The following is an 18,372-nucleotide window of genomic DNA, read 5'->3' as shown; positions in this document are numbered from 1 at the left end:
GGGTACAAATTCCCAGTAAAAGAGCGCCTCCCAGGCAAAATGACATGAAGAACTTATTCAAACCCAGTGATCCTGGTGATTGGCCTTTGCGCGGAAGCCCTTCCGAATCAAGGCATTGCATCGGAAACGAGCCTCCTGCCCATCCCGGAGACGGACTGCCTGGAAAAGTCTTTGGTTCATTTCCAAGGCGACGAGCCGACGAACGGTTTACCGCTGATGCCTTCGTATTCCCGACCAATCGCGTCCAATCATGACTCGGAGGTTGAGCCTCCGGCCCTCGGCCGTTAAGGTCGCGGAGCGACTCATCTTCGGAAAGGATTCACTCATGACGCTCAAAGCTTTCCTGCTCGGCGCCTCACTCCTGGCACTCGCCCACGGCGCCCAGGCGCAGACCGACAACACCAGCTGCTCCACGGTGACCCTGGCCGACCCCGGTTGGAGCGACATCGCCGTGACCAATGGCATCGCCAGCCTGCTGCTCGACGGTTTGGGCTACAAAGCGCAGACGCGCACCCTGGCCGTGCCGATCATCTTCGCCGGGCTGCAGAAAGGGCAGGTCGATGTGTTCCTCGGCAACTGGATGCCGGCCGGCCAGCACGACTACGACCGCTACGTGGCCAGCGGGCAAATCGACAAGGTGGTGGAAAACCTGGGCGGCACCGAATACACCCTGGCCGTGCCGACCTACGCCCATGAAGCCGGGGTAAAGGATTTCAACGACCTCGCCAAATTCGCCGACAAGTTCGGCAAGAAGATCTACGGCATCGGCTCCGGCTCGCCGGCCAACGACTACATCCGCCAGATGATCACCGGCAACGAGTTCGGCCTCGGCGACTGGCAGCTGGTGGAATCCAGCGAGCAGGCGATGCTGGTACAGGTCGGCCGCGCGGTGAAGCGCGACGAGTTCGTGGTGTTCCTCGGCTGGACTCCGCACCCGATGAACGTGCAGTTCGATATGCAGTACCTCAAGGGCGGCGAGAAATTCTTCGGCAGCACTGGCTCGGTCAACACCCTGGCGCGCAAGGGCTTTGTTGCCGAATGCCCGAACGTGGGCAAGCTGCTGACCAACCTGAAGTTCACCCAGGAGATGGAGAACACCATCATGGACGACGTGCTCAACCGCAAGGTGGCTAATGCCACGGCGATCAGGAACTGGATCAAGGCCAACCCGCAGGTACTCGATGGCTGGCTGGAGGGTGTGAAAACCCGTGATGGCGGTGAAGGACTGGCGGCGGTGAAAGGCAAGCTCTAATACCGCATTCCGGTGTCGGTCGAACCACTTCCCGTAGGGTGGGTTAGCGACGCTGAACGCGAATTGATGATGACCACTATCGTGGCGCGTCGCGTAACCCACCAGACAATTAAACGCGTTGCGCAGATGGTGGGTTACGCCGCAACCAACATGGCGTACTCCGGCGGCGGCTAACCCACCCTACGGGCGCCCGGCATCTGGTGGTTGGCGTACGTTACTCATCCAGTTCGGCGGGCGCACCCGCCGTGTCCGCCTTGATGGTCTTGGTGACGATGTAGGTGAAGTAGCGCTCGATGCCCAGGTCTTCGAGCAGCAGCTGGTCGATGAAGCGCTGGTAGTGGTCGATATCGCGGGCACGGATCATCGCGATGTAATCGACACCGCCGCCGGTGGCGTAGCAGAAGCCCACCTCCGGCGCCTCGCTCAGGCGCTGCTCGAAGCGGCGCATATCCTGCGCGGTGTGGCGGGCGAGGGTGATTTCCACCAGCACCTGCTGGCTGCGAAATAGCGCCGCCCAGTCGATCTGCGCGCGGTAGCCCTTGATCAACCCGGCACTTTCCAGTTTGCGCACCCGCTCCCAGGCCGGCGTCACCGAGAGGTTGATCGCCTCGGCCAGGGCCGACTTGGTGATCCGCCCATCCTCGGAAAGGATGCGCAGGATCTTCAGGTCATAGCGGTCGAGCTTGTGCATCGGCTTCTCGGTTGGCTAAGGGTTTAAAGATGTAAAGGCCAGATCGCGGCTAAAGGGCACTTCTAAAAACTACCTGCGTTGCCATCGCTGCGTTAAAAACAGGCTCAAAATGCTCATTACAGCGCGTAAACTGTGCTTTTTCGCCTGTTTTTGCCTTGCGCTGGCTGCCTCGCCTACGTTTTTAGAGATGCCCTAAAGCCCTCCCACGAGACACTCAGACTGTGGGAGGGGCTTTAGCCGCGACCGTTTCTAGTCCACCACCTCGGCGATGACCGCGAGGGTATCACCACCTTTCACCAGCCCCGGAAAATGCCGGGCAGCGAGCAGGCCGCTACGTTTTGCTCGGTATTCGGTGGCCGGCGCGCCAGTACGACGCGCACTGTGCACCCGCGCGATCACCTCGCCCTTCTCCACGGTATCACCGAGGTCGCGGCACATTTCCAGCAGGCCATCGTCTTCGCTGGCGACGAAGCAGTCGCCGTCGGGCATATCCAGCATCACCGACTCGCCGGCCTCGATCTCACCCTGTAGCAGGCCGAAGTGGATCAGCAGGTTGCGCACGCCACGCTCGGCGATGGCCAGGCTTTTCGCCGTGCTGCTGCCACCGCCACCCAGTTCGGTGGTGACGAATACCTTGCCCTGTTCCTCGGCCGCGGTGTCGTACATGCCCACTGCGTCCAGTTCCAGCATGCGCATGCAGTAGGGCGCGGCGAAGGCACGCATGCCGGCCGCGCAGGCGGCGTCCTGCGCCTTGTCGGGCAAAACGTGGCAGGCGGCGAAGGGCAGGAAATCCAGGGTCTTGCCCCCGGAGTGGATGTCCAGCACCACATCGGCCAGCGGCAGCAGCGTGCGCTGGAAGTAGTCGGCGATCTTCTGCGTCACCGTGCCGTCCGGCTTACCAGGAAAGCTGCGGTTGAGGTTGCCCTTGTCGATGGGCGAGGTACGGGTGCCCGCCTGCACCGCCGGGGTGTTCATGAACGGCACGATGATCACCCGACCACTGACGTCCTCGGCGCGCAGGCGCTGGGCCAGCTTGCTCAACGCCAGCGGGCCTTCGTATTCGTCGCCATGGTTGCCACCGGTAAGCAGCGCGGTGGGGCCGCTGCCATTCTTCACCACGGTCACCGGGATCATCACCGCGCCCCAGGCCGAATCGTCACGGGAATAGGGCAGCTTGAGAAAGCCGTGTTGCACGCCATCACGGTCGAAATCGACCGTGGGGCTGATGGGGTTGTCGCGCAGTTGGGTCATGGTCGGGCCTTCAAGATGGAGCTCATTGTGGGAGGGGCTTTAGCCGCGACTGGAAAACTTCGCGGCTAAAGCGGATCGCCGCCCGGCCGCTCCTACAGGTGGAGCGGCAGCCACAGGATCAGTCCTTCACGAACAGTTTGCGCGGCACGTCGCAGAAGGTCTCCACGCCGCTGTCGGTGATCAGGATCGATTCGGTGATTTCCAGGCCCCAGTCGTCCAGCCACAGGCCGGGCATGAAGTGGAAGGTCATCCCCGGCTGCAGCACGCTCTCGTCGCTCGGGCGCAGGCTCATGGTGCGCTCGCCCCAGTCCGGCGGATAACTGATACCGATGGGGTAGCCGCAGCGGCTGTCCTTGTGGATGCCGAACTTCTCCAGCACCTTGAAGAAGGCGCGAGCGATATCGCCGGTGGTGTTGCCCGGCTTGGCCGCCTCCAGGCCGGCGGCGATGCCTTCGACCACGGCCTTCTCGCCGTCGAGGAAATGTTGCGGCGGCTTGCCCAGGTAGATGGTGCGCGACAGCGGGCAGTGATAGCGCTTGTAGCAACCAGCAATCTCGAAGAAGGTGCCGGCGCCGCTGATCATCGGCGAGTCGTCCCAGGTCAGGTGCGGCGCGCTGGCGTCGGCGCCGGTGGGCAGCAGCGGCACGATGGCCGGGTAGTCGCCGCCATGGCCGTCGGCGCCGAGGATGCCGGTGCGGTAGATCTCGGCGACCAGCTCGTTCTTGCGCAGGCCCGGCTCGATCTTGTCGAAGATCGCCGCATGCATCTTCTCGACGATCTTCGCCGCGACGCGCATGTAGCCGATCTCGCTGGGCGACTTGATCGCCCGCTGCCAGTTGACCAATGCGGTCGAATCGACGAAGCGCGCGTTGGGCAGGTTGCGCTGCAGCGAGCCATAGGCGGCGGCGCTGAAGTAGTAGTTGTCCAGCTCGACGCCGATGCTCAGTTTGTCCCAGCCACGGGCGGCGATGACCTCCTTGGACAGATAATCCATCGGGTGGCGCTCGGTGGACTGCACGTAGTGGTCGGGGTAACCGACGATGTTGCTCTGCTGCATGAACACCGTGCGCTTGGCGCCGTTGGCATCCTGGCCGCGGCCATACCAGACCGGCTCGCCATCGAGCGCCAGCAGCACGCACTGGTGCACGTAGAACGACCAGCCGTCATAGCCGGTAAGCCAGGCCATGTTGGACGGGTCGGTGACGATCAGCAGCTCGATGCCCTTGGCCTGCATGGCCGTTCGGGTCTTGGCGAGGCGCTGGGCGTATTCCTCCCGACTGAAGGGGAGGTTGACGACGATTTCGGACATGGATGAATCCCCGTGGTTTTTTTGGACTGTGGGAGCGCCGTCCGGCCCCTCCTACAGGTTTATGAATCGAAGTTGAGGCCTTTGCCGGCCTGCCGCGCCCGTTGGTAGGCGAGGCTGGCGATAGCGGTGTCCTGGGCGCCAGTACCGGTCAGGTCGCACAGGGTGATCTGCTCATTCGAGGTGCGACCAGCGCGCTGGCCGGCGATGACCTGGCCCAGTTCGGCGAAGTCGACCTGGGCATCAACCAGGCCGGCGGCGATGGCGTGATGCAGCTCACCGAGCACGCGGGTCTGGCTGAGACGGTCGGCGACATAGGCATCGACCTGCGCCAGCACCGCCGGGGCGATTTCGTTCTTGTGCTCGGCATCCGCGCCCATGGCGGTGATATGCAGGCCCGGACGCAGGTGCTTGGGCTGGATCAGCGGCTCGCGACTCGGCGTGGTGGTGATGGCGATATCGGCGCCCTCCAGCGCCGCATCGATGCTGTCCACTGCGCAGGCATCCTCCAGTTCGGCGGCCATGGCACGGGCCTTGGCTGGATCGCGCGCCCAGATACGCACCTCCTGTATGTCACGCACCAGACGCAGGGCCTGCAACTGCAGGCGCGCCTGCTCGCCGGCACCGAGAATGGCGACCACCCTGGCGTCTTCACGCGCCAGCCATTTGGCCGCCACGGCGCCAGCGGCCGCAGTGCGTACGGCGGTGAGGTAGCCGTTGTCCAGCAGCAGCGCATCGGCCAGGCCGGTCTGCGCCGAGAACAGCATCATCAGGCCGTTGAGGCTGGGCAGGCCGAGCCTGGGATTGTCGAAGAAACCGGGGCTGACCTTGATCGCGAAGTGCGCCACACCAGGCAGGTAGGCGGTCTTCACGTCCACCTCGCCGTTATGCTCGGGCACGTCCAGACGCAGGATCGGCGGCATCGCCACGGCAGCGGTGGCGAGCAGGCGGAAGGCGTTTTCCACCACCGCCAGGCTGTCGGCGTCGAGGCCGACGCAATCGCGCAGGTCGGCCTGGTTGAGAATCAGGGTCTTGGCCATGGAGACTCCTCAGGCGTTGGCGCCGCCCAACACCCGCAGGTGCTGGTCGATATCGATATTGCGGCCGCTGATCACCACCACCACCGGCCCACGCGGTTCGATCAGGCCGTCGAGCAGGGCAGCGATGCCGACGGCGGCGGCGCCTTCGACCACCAGCCGCTCCTCGCGGTAGGCGTGGCGAATGCCACGGGCGATGGCGGCTTCGTCGAGCAGATGCAGTTGGTCGCACAGTTCGCGGGTGATGGCGAAGGTGTAGCGGTTGTCGAGGCCGATGCCGCCGCCGAGCGAGTCCGCCAGGGTCGGCAGTTCTTCCACCTCGACCGGCTCACCGGCCTGCAGGCTGGCGTGCATTGCCGCGCCCAGCTGCATGCTGATGCCGTGGGTGCGAATGGCCGGGCTGGCAGCCTTGATCGCCAGCGCCACACCGGCGAACAGGCCGCCGCCGGAGAGTGGCACCAGCACTTCGCAGACGTCCGGGCACTGTTCGAGAATCTCCAGACCCAGGCTGCCCTGGCCGGCGATCACGTGTGGGTGGTCGAAGGGCGGGATGAAGGCGGCGCCCTGTTCGCGGGCGATGCGCAGGGCTTCGAGCTGGGCGTCGTCCTGGCTGCGGCCGCTGATCACCACCTCGGCGCCCAGTTCGCGAATGGCGCGCACCTTGTTCTGCGGCACCAGCTCGGAGAGACAGACAATGGCCTTCACGCCCTGCTGCGAGGCGGCGAAAGCCAGCGCGCGACCATGGTTGCCGGTGGACGCGGTGACCACGCCGAGACGCTTCTGCTCGGCATCCAGCTGCGCCACGGCATTGCTCGCACCGCGCAGCTTGAAGCTGCCGGTGGCCTGCTGCGACTCCAGCTTCAGCCACACCGGCACACCGGCCAGGCGGCTCAGGCTGGGCGAATGCTCCAGTGGCGTCTGGCGCACCAGGCCAGCGATACGCTGGCGGGCCTGAAGCAGATCGTCGAAGGCAATGGTGGAGGGCATGGCGCACGTTCCGTGAAGGTGTGCGGCCGAGTGTATGAGCGGGAAATTGAGCGGCTGAATGTACTAGGACGATTTTTTATTTAGGTGCTCAAGAAGGTGCCTTACCGGGGATAGTCGGTGCGCACGGCGCACCCTACGGACGCGAATCCCGTAGGGTGCGCCGTGCGCACCGGCCTGTAAGCGGATGCAAACCGCTCCCGGATTTCATCCGCGCTACAAGAGCCCCTCTCCCCAACCCTCTCCCGCAAGCGGGAGAGGGGGCTGAGCGGCACGGAGGGTGAAATTGTGGGAGCGGCTTCAGCCGCGAAGCTCTTGCCGCGCCGGTAACCAGGATGGATCACGCTTCACCGATCCACCGCTGCGGTGGACGTGAAAAGCGACGTCCACCCTACGCCCATCAAAAATCATGCACCTTCGGGTACTGCTCGAACACGTCACGCACGATCTGCACGCCCTGGCGCATCTTCGCTTCGCTGCATTCGGCGCCGACGCACAGGCGCACCGCGCGCGGCCGTGGCATACCGGGCGGGACGAAGGGATCGGGCAAGGTCAGCGCGACGTTGCGCCGGCGCAGTTCGCGCAGCAGGCCGTCGGTTTCCCAGCCTTCGGGCACACGCAGCCAGCTGTTGAGCGAATAGGGGTGGTTGCCGATCAGGTGCTCACCCAGCTCCTGCTCCACCAGCGCCTGCCGGTTGGCCAGCAATTGCCGCTGCAACTGCACCAGATCCTCAGCCTCGCCCGAGTCGATCCAGCGCGTGGCGATCTCACCGAGCAGCGACGGCGCCATCCAGCTGTTGACCCGCAGAATGCTCTCGGTGCGCAGGGCCAGACGCTTGGGCATCACCAGGTAGCCGATCCGCAGACCGGTGAGCACCGACTTGGTCATGCTGGTGCAGTAGAACGACAGCTCCGGCGCGTAATGACTGAGCGGCCGCGTGGCCTGCGGGCCGGCCCGCCGCGGGCCGTAGACGTCATCCTCGATGATGTACACGCCATAGCGGCGGGCGATCTCGGCGATCTCCCGGCGGCGCTCGTCGGGCATCAGTGCGCTGGTCGGGTTGTTCAGGTTCGGCGTGCAGACCAGCGCGGTGATCCGCTCGTTGCCACACATGTCCTCGAAGTGCTCAGGGTTCAGGCCGTAGCGATCCATCTCCAGGCCCTTGAGGGTGAAGCCGAGCACCTGCGAGCTGCCGATGGCACCGTGATCGGTCAGGCCTTCGCAGAGCACCACGTCATCCGGGCCAGCAAGCGTGGCTAGGGCGAGGAAGATGGCATGAGCGGCACCGCTGGTCAGCAGCACATCCTCGATGCCGACATCCATGCCCAGGCGCGCCAGCCAGCGCACCGCGGCCTCGCGCTGATGCTGCATGCCGGCAATCGGGCGGAAGGCATGGATCCACGGCTGGTCCGGCTCCTGCGCCAGCTCCAGGCAGGTCTGTCGCCACAAGCGGTCGTGATCGGCAGTATGCAGGATGCGCGCGTTGGAGAAGTCCATCAGCGCCTGCTCGGTTTGATCGAGCATGCTGGTGGCCACGCGCTCGCTGGTGCGCCGTGAGACGAAGCTGCCACGGCCCACCTCGCAGCGCACGCGGCCCTGACGCTCCAACTCCTTGTAGGCGTTGGTCACGGTCTGCACGCTGATGCCCAGCGCATCTGAAACCTGACGTTGCGGCGGCAACCGTTGGCCGTCGATCAGGGTACCCTGTTCGATATCGGCGGCGACTGCCTGTACCAGCAGCTTGTATTTCGATTCGCCCGGGCGAGCGCTGGCCAGGGCCTTCTTCCAGTTGTGCATCGATGGCTCCTCCGGCAACTGCGTTCAAGCATCCCGCGTGAGGCGTTACGATTCAATTGTCCTAGTGCAATGCCGTAGCCAAAAAAGCCTTTGTATGCTCGGCCCAAGGGTGGAAAACAGTGCCTCAGGCAACTCAAAAGAACACCACCCGGCGCAGGCCTACTGCGCACCAACGCTCTTGATTTACCTGCCTCCTAACACAGCACGCCGCCGTTGGCGGACTACAAGAAACAGGAGAACACCAAGATGAGTAGCGTTATCCCCTCCCGCTTCGGCCGCCTCGCACTGGCCTGCGCCCTGCTCACCGGTCTCGCTGCCGGTGCCCAGGCCTCGCCCCTGGACAAGGTCAAGGACAGCAGCAGCGTGCGTATCGGCTACGCCAATGAAACGCCATTCGCCTATACCGCCCTCGACGGCAGCGTCACCGGCGAGTCGCCAGAGATCGTCAAGAAGATCTTCGAACGCATGGGCGTCGAGAAGATCAACCCGGTGCTCACCGAGTGGGGTTCGCTGATCCCCGGCCTGCGCGCCAGCCGCTTCGACCTGATCGCCGCCGGCATGTACATCACCCCCGAGCGCTGCAAGCAGGTGCTGTTCACCGACCCGCACTACCAGTTGCCCGATACCCTGCTGGTGAAAACCGGCAACCCGAAGGACCTGCACAGCTATGAGGACATCGCCAAGAGCGGTGCCAAGGTGGCGATCATGTCCGGCACGGTGAACCTCGGTTATGCCCGCAGCGCCGGCATCACTGACGATCAGATCCTCCAGGTACCGGACACCACCGCACAGCTGCAGGCCGTGCGCGCCGGTCGCGCCGACGCTGCAGTCGGCACTCAGCTGACCATGAAAGGTCTGGCCGACAAGGGCGGCGACAGCGTCGAAGCCATCGCCGAATTCAAGGACGATCCAGCCCACACCGGCTATGGCGCCCTGGCCTTCCGCCCGGAAGACAAGGACCTGCGCGATGCGGTGAATGCCGAGCTGAAAAAGTGGCTGGGCAGCGAAGAGCACCTGGCCACGGTCAAGCCCTTCGGTTTCGACCAGTCCAACATCACCGACAAGACCGCCGCCGAACTCTGCGGCCAGTAATGAACGGACCACGCCGCGCACTCCGGTGCGCGGCGCGCTTTCGTGCATAGAGCGGTAGACATTCATGACCGATCTTCTTCCCCTGCTGCTGCAAGGCGCCTGGGTCACCGTGCAAGTCACCTTCTGGGGCTCGCTGCTGGCCATCGTCTCGGCTGTTATCGCCGCCCTCGGCCGGCTGTCGCCCATCGCTCCACTGCGCTGGCTGGCGATCACCTACATCGAGATCTTCCGTGGCACCTCGCTGCTGGTGCAGCTGTTCTGGCTGTACTTCGTGCTGCCGATGCCACCGTTCAACGTCGAGATGAGCGCCTTCACCGTGGCCATCGTCGGCCTCGGCCTGCATATCGGCGCCTATGGCGCGGAAGTGATGCGCGGCGCCATCCGTTCGGTAGCCATAGGTCAGTACGAGGCCTGTACCGCGCTGAACATGCGGCCGTCGAAGCGTTTCCTGCGCATCATCCTGCCGCAGGCACTGCTGGCAGCGATCCCGCCGGGTACCAACCTGCTGATCGAGTTGCTGAAGAACACCTCGCTGGTGTCGCTGATCACCCTGTCTGACCTGGCCTTCCGCGCCCGTCAGCTGGATCAGGCGACCTTCATGACCCTGGAGATCTTCGCTCTGGCCCTGGTCCTGTATTTCCTCATGGCCCAGGTGATCAACCTCGGTATGCGCCTGCTGGAAAAACGCCTGAGCCGTGGCCGGATGCGCGGAGGCCTGCAATGAATTTCTTCGACTGGGATTTCGCCCTGAGCATCCTCCCGGATTTGCTCAAGGCCTCGCTCAATACCCTGCTGATCACCTTCGCCGGCTTCGCCATTGCCATCGTGCTCGGCCTGCTGCTGGCCATCGCCCGACGCAGCAAGCACCTGTGGCTGTCCTGGCCGGTGGCCGGGCTGATCGAGTTCATCCGCAGCACGCCGCTGCTGATCCAGGTGTACTTCCTGTTCTACGTGTTCCCCAACTACGGACTGAACCTCACCGCGTTGCAGGCAGGCATCCTCGGCATCGCCCTGCACTACGCCTGCTACACCGCCGAGGTCTATCGCGCCGGCCTCGACGCGGTGCCGCGCGGCCAGTGGGAGGCGGTGACGGCGCTGAACATGTCGCCGCTGTCGGCCTATCGGCAGATCATCCTGCCGCAGGCGTTGCGCCCGATCCTGCCGGCGCTGGGCAACTATCTGGTGGCCATGCTCAAGGACACCCCGGTGCTGTCGGCCATCACCGTGGTGGAAATCATGCAACAAGCCAAGAACATCGGCTCGGAGAGCTTCCGCTACCTCGAGCCCATCACCATGGTCGGTCTCTTCTTCCTGCTGCTTAGCCTGGCCCTGGCCTGGTGCGTGCGGCGCGTGGAAGATCGCCTGGAGGTCACTGCCCGATGACTGCTTTTCTAAACTCTACAAACGCTGCAGGGAGTTCCTCCATGCCCCAGCCCATCGTTCGCTTCACCGACGTGACCAAGCGTTACGGCAACCTCACCGTACTCAACAAGCTCAATCTGGATGTCGCTCCCGGCGAGAAGGTGGCGATCATCGGCCCCAGCGGCTCGGGCAAGTCCACCCTGCTGCGCGCGTTGATGACCCTGGAGAGCATCGACGAAGGCGTGATCGCCGTCGATGACGAGCCGCTGACCCACATGCCCGGCCGCGACGGCCGCCTGGTGCCGGCCAGCGCCAGCCACCAGCGCAAGGTGCGCGGCAAGATCGGCATGGTGTTCCAGAGCTTCAACCTGTTCCCGCACATGTGCGCGCTGCAGAACGTGATCGAGGCGCCGATGCAGGTGCTCGGCATGGGCAGGAAAGAAGCGACAGAACGCGCTGAGGACCTGCTGGCGATGGTCGGTCTGGGCGAAAAGCTGCGCCATTTTCCCTCACAGCTCTCCGGCGGTCAGCAGCAACGCGTGGCCATCGCCCGCGCGCTGGCGATGCGGCCCAAGGTGATGCTGTTCGACGAGGTGACCTCGGCACTCGACCCGGAACTGTGCGGCGAGGTGCTCAACGTGATTCGCCGCCTGGGCAGCGAGCACAACCTGACCATGCTGATGGTCACTCACCAGATGGGCTTCGCGCGCGAGTTCGCCGACCGCGTGTGCTTCTTCCACCAGGGCTGCATCCATGAGCAGGGCACGCCGGATCAACTATTCGGCAACCCGCAGCAGGAACGGACGAAGGCGTTCCTCAGCGCGGTGAACGAGGCGCACTGAGACGGACTGTGGGAGGCGCTTCAGCGGCGACGGGGTAGCAAGGCTGTCGCGGCTCTCAGAGCGCTCTGCCGTTTCCGTAGGAGCGACTTTAGCCGCGATTTTTCGCGGATGAATCCGCTCCTACAGAATCAGGGCAATCCGTTGGCATGCGTCAGCGAAACTAACGCAGCCGCCGCGCCTTGATCGCCGCCAGCATCTTCTGCGCCAACGCGGAGTAGTCACCATCGAAGTGGTGGCCACCCTTGATCATCAGGTGCTCGCCCGGGGCACCGGCTTCGGTGCAGCCGCTCTCGGCTGCTTCCTCGCTGCCGTAGATGCAGTACACCTTGGCCGCCGGCACCTTGCGCAGTTCGGGGCCAGTGGCCGCTTCCGCGCCATCCTTGCCGAGCCAGCCGCTGACGGCGATCTCGAAGCTGCCGCTGCGGGCGAAGGCCAGTAGCAATATGGTGTCGACCTGCTGCTGATCACTGGCCGGCAGGCGGTTGTAGATCGCCGGCAACACGTCGGCACCGAACGAGTAGCCGGCGAGCACGAAGCGCTTGATATGCCACTTGTCGCGGTACTGCTGCATCAGCCGCGACAGGTCGGCGGCGCTCTGTTCCGGGCTCTTGTGCTGCCAGTAGTAGCGCAGGGTGTCGATACCCACCACCGGATAACCGGCAGCGGCCATGTGCTCGGCGGAAGCGCGGTCGAGGTCACGCCAGCCGCCATCACCGGAATAGAACAGGGTCAGGGTATCGGCCGGTTGCGCCGAGGGATGCTCGATCACCGGCATCGCCGCGCCCTGGCCAGCAAGCAGGTGTTGCAGCTGGTCAGCCAGCAGTGTTGGCAGCGGCGTGCCCAATGCGCCGATGTGTGGCTCGCCGTTAGCCTGTTCACGCAGGAAGCGGGCGTTGTCGTCACCCGGGTTGTCGTTCCACAGGGCGATCCAGTGACCGTGCTCCGCCCTTTGGGGCAGCGGCTCGGCGCAATCGGGTTTGGCCAGGTCGAAGCCGACCGACAGCGCCTGAGCCTGGTCGTCGCTTTGCGCCGCCAGCCAGCGCCAGGCCGAGGCTGCTGCCGGGCCGATACCGGCGACCAGGGTCGGCGCGCCGCCCAGCGCCTCGCTGGCCTGACTGATCAGCTGCTGTTGCGCCTTGCAGTCGCCCGCAACGAAGGGCAGTTGCAGCAGGCGCAGATCGCCCACTTCGGCAAGGCGGCGTAGCGTGGTTTCGTCCAGCGCCTGGTCGGCCGGCGCGAGCAGCAGCACACGCTGACGCGCCTCGCCCTGGCTCAGCAGTTGCGCCGAGGCACCCTGAATCTGCAGTGTCTTGAACTGCGTGGCGCCGCGCATCGACCACCACCAACCCGCCGCCCCTGCAGCCAGGGCAACCACCAACAACACGCCACCCAGCGTCCTTGTCGTCCTGCTCATCTCAACGCCTCACCAGTCCACCCAGGCCGCCCGCGATCAACGTGGCGGTGTCGGCCAATGCCACCCAAGGGTCGAGCCCGGCCGGCACGGCCAGGTAACGCGGCTCCCACTGCGGCAGGAACTTGTCCTTGAAGCGGCGCAGGCCCTGGAAGTTGTAGAAACTCTCACCACGGTCGAACACCATCGCGCCGAGACGCAGCGGCAGCGGCGCACCCTTGCGCGTCTGCAGGCCGGCCAGCGGCACCATGCCGAGACTGAAACGCGCATAGCCCTCGCTCTGAAACTGCTGGATCAGGCCAAGCATGAGAAACTCCATGGTCGACTTCGGCGCATCCGGCAGCACGCGCATCAGATCGAGGCTGGCCACAGCGCGCGTCTCGCATTCCAGCAAGTTGGCGAAGGCCACCGCGCGGCCCTCGAAGCGCACCACCACGACACGAAAATGCGCCAGGTATTCGGGGCTGAAGCGGCCCAGGGAAAACCCCTTCTCGCGCACGTTCTTGCCCTCCAGCCAGGCATCGGAAATCGCATGCAACTCCTCCATCGGCACCTGGCCAGGGGCGTGGAATTCCAGGCTCAGGCCGTCTCGCTGACCACGGTTCCAGGTGTAGCGCAGCGCCTTCATCTCCTTGCCATTACTGGTCAGGTCGAAGGTCTTCAGATCCACCAGCGCTTCTTCGCCGAGCTTCAGCGCGGTCAGGCCGATGTCGATATAGCCGGGCAGGTTCTCCGCGCGCACCTGATAGAACACCGGCCGCGCATGGTGGCGGTCGCAGAGGTCACGGAACTGCCAGATCAGCTCGGCACGCGCCGCCGGCGGACCGATCGGGTCGAACAGTGCCACCAGGCTGCGCCCGCGACGGGCATACATGAGGAAGGCTTCGCTATCGGGATGGAACAGCAGCGCCTTGTCACCGCTCAGCGCCAAGCCACCCTCCGGCTGACGCGAGGCCTGGACGATGGCACGGGCGCGCAGCAACGCCTCCTTGTCCGGCAGGCTGATACTTGGCGGCGTGGCGCGCAGCAGCCAGGTCAGGCTGACCGCCAGCAGCACCAGGGCACTGCCCAGCGCCGCCCGCAGGCCGCGCGGGGCGTTGGCATCCAGCTCGAACTGCCACCACAGCTGATGGCTGTAGGCGACATCCTGATAGGCGAACAGCAGCAACCACACCGAGGCCGCGATCACACCGGCGGTGGCCGCCAGCACCAGACCGGAGGCCGGCACGTCCATCAACCGGCTACGTCGGTAGAACTCGCGGCGAAACAGCGCCAGCAAGCCGGCGATGGCCGCCAACGCCAGGGCCTCCGGCCAGTCGAAGCCTTTGAGCAGTGACAACACCACGCCCAGGCAGAGCAGTACCAGGGTCAGTGCCCAGGCCGCCGACAGGCGCCGGCGCAGCCCTTGCGCCAACAGCAGGCAAAGCGTGCCGACCAGGCTGGCCGCCAGGTGCGAGGCGGCCACAAGTTGCGGCGGCATGAGGAAACCCAACGCCTCCAAGCGTTCGTCCATGGTCGGCGTCACCCCGGAGAACAACAGCACCGCGCCAGCGCAGAACACCAGCAGCGCCAGCAGGGGTACCGCCATACCACTGGCCATGCGCGCCACCTGCCGCGGGAACCACAGACGACGCGCCTCGGCGGCCAGCAGCAGGAGCCCAGCCGCCACCAGCGGCAAAATCACATAGAGCAGACGATAGAGGAGCATGGCCGCGACCAGCCCGGCCGGGTCGATACGCGAGGAAAAGGCCGCCAGCAGCACCGCCTCGAACACCCCGACACCGCCCGGCACATGGCTGAGCACGCCAGCTGCCAGTGCCAGCATGTAGATCAACACGAAGGAGGAGAAAGGCGGCGCCTCGGGCAGCAGCAGATACAGCACGCTGGCAGCGATCAGTACATCGAGGCTGCTGATCAACAGCTGCGTCAGGCTCATGCGCAAACCGGGCAGACGCAGACTGAAGCGGCCCAGATCGATTTGCCAGCAACCGGGTGCGGGTCGCTCGGCAAGGCGTTTACGGCTGACCAGCAGCCCCACGACCAGTGCCGCGAGCAATATCGCAACGGCCAGCACTGCCAGCACGGGTTCGGACAAACGCAGCGCGCCCGAGGCATCTTCCAGATCGAACAGGGCTGCCAGCGCCGCGAGAATCGGCAGGCTGACGCCCAGCGACAGGCTGGCGAACAGGCTCATGCGTGCCACATCGCCCGCGCTCAGCCCATTGCGCCCGTATAGGCGATAGCGCACCGAACCGCCGGACAGCGCCGACAGGCCCACGGCGTTACCGATGGCGAAAGCGCAGAAGCCGCCCAGCGCCAGGGTCGGCGGCGGCAGGTCGACGTCGGCATAGCGGCTGGCCGACCACTCGTAGGCGAGCATCACCAGAAAACCCAGCACGGTGGCCAGCAAGGCGCCGAACAAGGCCTGCGGCGACACCGCCGCCAGGGACTCACGGACCTGATCCGGGTTGATCTCACGCACCAGGTGCCAGCAGGCGACCAGCGCCAGGCCGAATAACAGCAGCGACAGACCAAGGCCGATCAGGTGGCGATTGCGTTGCAGCCAGCCAGGTTGAGAGGAAGGAAGCAGATCAGGCGCATCAGCGCCCTGGACGGGAAGTTCGGGTACCGCTCGACTCATGTCGAAAACGCCTCTGATGGACGCCATCTCGGAGTGAGGCCTTGATCAGAGTGTAGATGTAACAAAATGTTCCATTTATCCGAAACATTCATTGCGAACGTCCGGCCGGCTATGCCGTTCAGGCTTCGCCGAGAAAGCGCAGGCCGGCTCCTTCGGCATCCACGCGCATCACTTCCATCTTCAATACCGGCGCAGGAAAGGGCAGATCCTGCACCTGGCCGGTGACCTCGGTGCCGACTGTCAAGCCGGTCATGTCCGGGTGCTTCACATAGACACCGCTATCGGACAGGTCACGGGTCTGCGCCAACAGCTCACCAAAGCTGGGGTGGCTGATCTTGATCCGGCACTTCATCGGGGTACGCACCTGCTGACGCTGGTTCGGCATGACAGCTCCATGTGATTGGACGAGCGATGTCGCCTTTAATAGCGCATTCGCGTCCAGGCGCCCAGCATGTGGCAGAAAAAAGGCGCCATCGAGGCGCCTTCGTTCATCATCGTGCTCAGTGGCAGTACGTCAGTACCACTTGGCCTCGCCGTCCGGGCGTTTCTTGAAGCGCTTCATGCTCCACATGTACTGGCTCGGGTAGTTGCGCACATAGCGCGATACCACTTCGCTCATGGCGGCCACGCCTTCTTCGACGTTCTCGCTGTACATGCCTTCCGGCGCGGCTTCGAGGATCACCTTGTAGCCGCTGCCATCCGGCAGACGCAGCGCATGCAGGAACACACCGACTGCCTTGCCACCGGTAAGCATGCCGGGCACGAACTTGCTGGTCAGCGCGGTGGTGCCGAGGAAAGGTACGAAAACACCCGACGAACGACTTGGCTCCGGGTCGGCCGGAATGCCCACGGCTCCGCCCTTGCGCACTTCCTTGATGACGCTGAGGATACCTTCCTTGGTCGACGGCGCGACGCGGTTACCCATCTGCACGCGCTGCTGCTGCAACAGCTCGTCGACCGCCTTGAGCTTGGGCGGGCGGTAGAAAATGATCGGTTTGCACTGGTTGCAATAGAAGTGATTGAGCACTTCCCAGTTGCCCAGGTGGCTGGTGATGCCGACCACGCCCTTGCCGGAGGCCAGGGCCTGCTGCAGCACTTCCAGGCCTTCCACTTCACGCACCAGCTCGAGCGATTTGTGCGCCGGCCAGATCCAGGCGCAGGCGCTCTCGGTCAGGGTCTTGCCGATGTCCTTGAGGCTCTGCCCGACCAGCTTGTCCAGCTCGGCCTGGTTAAGCTCAGGGAAGCACTTGCTCAGGTTGATGCGCACCACGTCGCGCGAGCCGTTCGGCAGCTTCCACATCAGCCAGCCGATGGCATTGCCCACAGCCTGCACGGCGCGCCAGGGCAGCAGCGCGAACAGGCGCAGGAAACCCACCACCAGGGCGCCCTTGAGTTTTTCCACAACAGACTCCAACCGCTCAGAAAAGCGCCAATTGTAGCGGCGCATGGCGGACCAGTCAGTACAGGCTCGTCCGAAGGCGTTGCTGCATGTCTCGCTCGTAGGCCTCGACATCGAACTCGTCATAGATGCAGCGGAAGATATCGCCAGCACTGGGCAGGCTGGCGCGCTCGACCTGGCGCGAGGCATCCCACAGTCCGGAACGCACCGCCGCCTTGGAGCACTGGAAGTAACAGCTGTCGATGCGGATGCGCAGCACGCTACGCGGCAGTTTGCCCTGGGCCCGGCCCAGTTCCAGCAACTCGGGATCAAGGGAGATTTCGGCGCGGCCGTTGACCCTCAAGCTCTCGCCGACGCCCGGAATCAGGAATAACAGCGCCACCTGTGGGTTCAGGACGATATTGCGCAGGCTGTCGATGCGGTTGTTACCCGGGCGATCCGGCAATAGCAGGGTCTGGTCGTCGAGGATGTGCACGAAGCCCGGTGCATCACCCCGCGGCGAACAGTCCAGGCCATCCGGGCCAGCGCTGGCCAGCACCACGAAGGGAGAGGCCTGGATCAGCGCGCGGTAGGGTTCGATCAGCCGCGGCAGCTCCTTGCGCCGCGAGCGCTCGTGGCTGTCGCCGTAAACGGCCTGCAGTTCGTCCAGGGTGGTGATGGTGGTCATGAGCCCTTCAGTTGCGCGTAGCGGTCGCAGTCAGTGGAGTGGTCCATCACCATACCCGTGGCCTGCATGAAGGCATAGCAGATGGTCGGCCCGACGAAGTTGAAACCGGCCTTGCGCAACGCCTTGCTCATCGCCTCGGCCTCGGGCGTCACCGCCACCATCTGGCTGCGGTCGCTGAAGTGGTTGATCTTCGGCGCGCCGCCGACGAACGACCAGAGCCAGGTTACCGGGTCTTCCAGCTTCAGCCAGGCCTGGGCGTTCTGCCGCACGGCCTTGAGCTTGAGGCGGTTGCGGATGATGCCGGGGTCCTGCATCAGAACCTCGATTTCCTCGTCACTGAGGCGCGCCAGACGCTCCGGATCGAAGCCGTGCAGCACCTGCCGATAACGCTCGCGCTTCTTCAGCACGGTGATCCAAGACAGCCCGGCCTGCGCGCCTTCGAGCAGCAGCATCTCGAACAGTTGCCGAGCATCGCGCTGCGGCACGCCCCACTCCTCGTCGTGGTAGGCCTGGTACAGCGGATCGTCGGTACACCAGAAGCAACGGGGCATGGCGGAAAGCCTCGGTCAGGATGAAACGGCGACTATAACCACAAAACAGCTGGATATAAATACAGTCATTACCAACAAGGGATGATGC

At 64.6% G+C, this 18,372-nt stretch carries 17 protein-coding genes; 5 read left to right on the top strand and 12 right to left on the bottom strand.

From position 1 onward, the window contains the following. Positions 1 to 325 precede the first annotated feature (325 nt). Positions 326 to 1,252 carry a choline ABC transporter substrate-binding protein gene (gene choX, locus EGJ86_RS08090; RefSeq protein ID WP_125834712.1) on the top strand — a complete coding sequence of 309 codons (927 nt, stop codon included), beginning with the start codon at positions 326 to 328 and terminating at the stop codon, positions 1,250 to 1,252. Positions 1,253 to 1,466: 214 nt separating this feature from the next. Here the strand turns inward: choX and EGJ86_RS08085 are convergent, their stop codons facing one another. From EGJ86_RS08085 to EGJ86_RS08055, 6 genes are all read right to left on the bottom strand, one after another. Next, the gene (locus EGJ86_RS08085; protein WP_125834711.1) at positions 1,467 to 1,943 is read right to left on the bottom strand and encodes an Lrp/AsnC family transcriptional regulator; all 477 of its coding nucleotides are present in this window, start codon (positions 1,941 to 1,943) and stop codon (positions 1,467 to 1,469) included. A gap of 249 nt (positions 1,944 to 2,192) precedes the next feature. After that, positions 2,193 to 3,194: a N(2)-acetyl-L-2,4-diaminobutanoate deacetylase DoeB gene (doeB, locus tag EGJ86_RS08075; protein WP_125834710.1), complete on the bottom strand. Its 1,002-nt coding sequence runs from the start codon at positions 3,192 to 3,194 to the stop codon at positions 2,193 to 2,195. 118 nt (positions 3,195 to 3,312) lie between these two features. Next, positions 3,313 to 4,503 (bottom strand): ectoine hydrolase DoeA, encoded by a 1,191-nt coding sequence (doeA, locus tag EGJ86_RS08070; RefSeq protein ID WP_125834709.1) that lies wholly within the window; start codon positions 4,501 to 4,503, stop codon positions 3,313 to 3,315. 59 nt (positions 4,504 to 4,562) lie between these two features. Next, positions 4,563 to 5,540, bottom strand: a complete 978-nt coding sequence (gene eutC / locus EGJ86_RS08065; RefSeq protein WP_125834708.1) for an ectoine utilization protein EutC — start codon at positions 5,538 to 5,540, stop codon at positions 4,563 to 4,565. Positions 5,541 to 5,549: 9 nt separating this feature from the next. Then, a complete protein-coding gene (gene eutB, locus EGJ86_RS08060) occupies positions 5,550 to 6,524 on the bottom strand; it encodes a hydroxyectoine utilization dehydratase EutB (RefSeq protein ID WP_125834707.1) in 975 nt (324 codons plus the stop codon). Between the two features lie 397 nt (positions 6,525 to 6,921). Further along, positions 6,922 to 8,319, bottom strand: coding sequence for a PLP-dependent aminotransferase family protein (locus EGJ86_RS08055; protein ID WP_125834706.1), 1,398 nt, complete (start codon positions 8,317 to 8,319; stop codon positions 6,922 to 6,924). A gap of 246 nt (positions 8,320 to 8,565) precedes the next feature. On the opposite strand from EGJ86_RS08055, the gene ehuB reads away from it, so the two are divergent. The 4 genes from ehuB to ehuA all read left to right on the top strand — a co-directional run bounded on the left by ehuB (position 8,566) and on the right by ehuA (position 11,615). Beyond that, on the top strand, positions 8,566 to 9,411 hold the full coding sequence (gene ehuB / locus EGJ86_RS08050) for an ectoine/hydroxyectoine ABC transporter substrate-binding protein EhuB (protein WP_125834705.1): 846 nt from the start codon (positions 8,566 to 8,568) through the stop codon (positions 9,409 to 9,411). A gap of 64 nt (positions 9,412 to 9,475) precedes the next feature. Beyond that, positions 9,476 to 10,135 carry an ectoine/hydroxyectoine ABC transporter permease subunit EhuC gene (gene ehuC, locus EGJ86_RS08045; RefSeq protein WP_125834704.1) on the top strand — a complete coding sequence of 220 codons (660 nt, stop codon included), beginning with the start codon at positions 9,476 to 9,478 and terminating at the stop codon, positions 10,133 to 10,135. Further along, entirely contained in the window at positions 10,132 to 10,794 is a 663-nt protein-coding gene (ehuD, locus tag EGJ86_RS08040) for an ectoine/hydroxyectoine ABC transporter permease subunit EhuD (RefSeq protein WP_017676297.1), read from the top strand. Before ehuC ends, ehuD begins: the two co-directional genes overlap by 4 nt. Before the next feature lie 41 nt (positions 10,795 to 10,835). Further along, on the top strand, positions 10,836 to 11,615 hold the full coding sequence (ehuA, locus tag EGJ86_RS08035) for an ectoine/hydroxyectoine ABC transporter ATP-binding protein EhuA (protein WP_106734796.1): 780 nt from the start codon (positions 10,836 to 10,838) through the stop codon (positions 11,613 to 11,615). A gap of 160 nt (positions 11,616 to 11,775) precedes the next feature. On the opposite strand, the gene EGJ86_RS08030 is transcribed toward ehuA, so the two are convergent. From EGJ86_RS08030 to EGJ86_RS08005, 6 genes are all read right to left on the bottom strand, one after another. Beyond that, complete coding sequence (locus tag EGJ86_RS08030) at positions 11,776 to 13,029, bottom strand: virulence factor family protein (RefSeq protein WP_372237963.1); 1,254 nt, start codon at positions 13,027 to 13,029, stop codon at positions 11,776 to 11,778. Position 13,030: 1 nt separating this feature from the next. Further along, on the bottom strand, positions 13,031 to 15,667 hold the full coding sequence (gene mprF, locus EGJ86_RS08025) for a bifunctional lysylphosphatidylglycerol flippase/synthetase MprF (protein WP_125834703.1): 2,637 nt from the start codon (positions 15,665 to 15,667) through the stop codon (positions 13,031 to 13,033). Positions 15,668 to 15,785: 118 nt separating this feature from the next. Next, positions 15,786 to 16,052 (bottom strand): PilZ domain-containing protein, encoded by a 267-nt coding sequence (locus EGJ86_RS08020; protein ID WP_115290296.1) that lies wholly within the window; start codon positions 16,050 to 16,052, stop codon positions 15,786 to 15,788. 129 nt (positions 16,053 to 16,181) lie between these two features. Then, positions 16,182 to 17,069 (bottom strand): lysophospholipid acyltransferase, encoded by an 888-nt coding sequence (locus tag EGJ86_RS08015; protein ID WP_115298775.1) that lies wholly within the window; start codon positions 17,067 to 17,069, stop codon positions 16,182 to 16,184. 55 nt (positions 17,070 to 17,124) lie between these two features. Next, positions 17,125 to 17,733, bottom strand: coding sequence for a pyridoxamine 5'-phosphate oxidase family protein (locus EGJ86_RS08010; protein WP_115298774.1), 609 nt, complete (start codon positions 17,731 to 17,733; stop codon positions 17,125 to 17,127). Further along, positions 17,730 to 18,284 carry a DNA-3-methyladenine glycosylase I gene (locus tag EGJ86_RS08005; RefSeq protein WP_013713200.1) on the bottom strand — a complete coding sequence of 185 codons (555 nt, stop codon included), beginning with the start codon at positions 18,282 to 18,284 and terminating at the stop codon, positions 17,730 to 17,732. The genes EGJ86_RS08010 and EGJ86_RS08005 overlap by 4 nt, the downstream gene beginning before the upstream one ends. Positions 18,285 to 18,372 lie beyond the last annotated feature (88 nt).

It is taken from the genome of Pseudomonas sp. o96-267 (assembly GCF_003935465.1).
GTDB classification, from domain to species: domain Bacteria; phylum Pseudomonadota; class Gammaproteobacteria; order Pseudomonadales; family Pseudomonadaceae; genus Aquipseudomonas; species Aquipseudomonas sediminis.
Note: the sequence above shows the minus strand (reverse complement) of the source record. Positions and strands in the feature narration are given on the sequence as shown.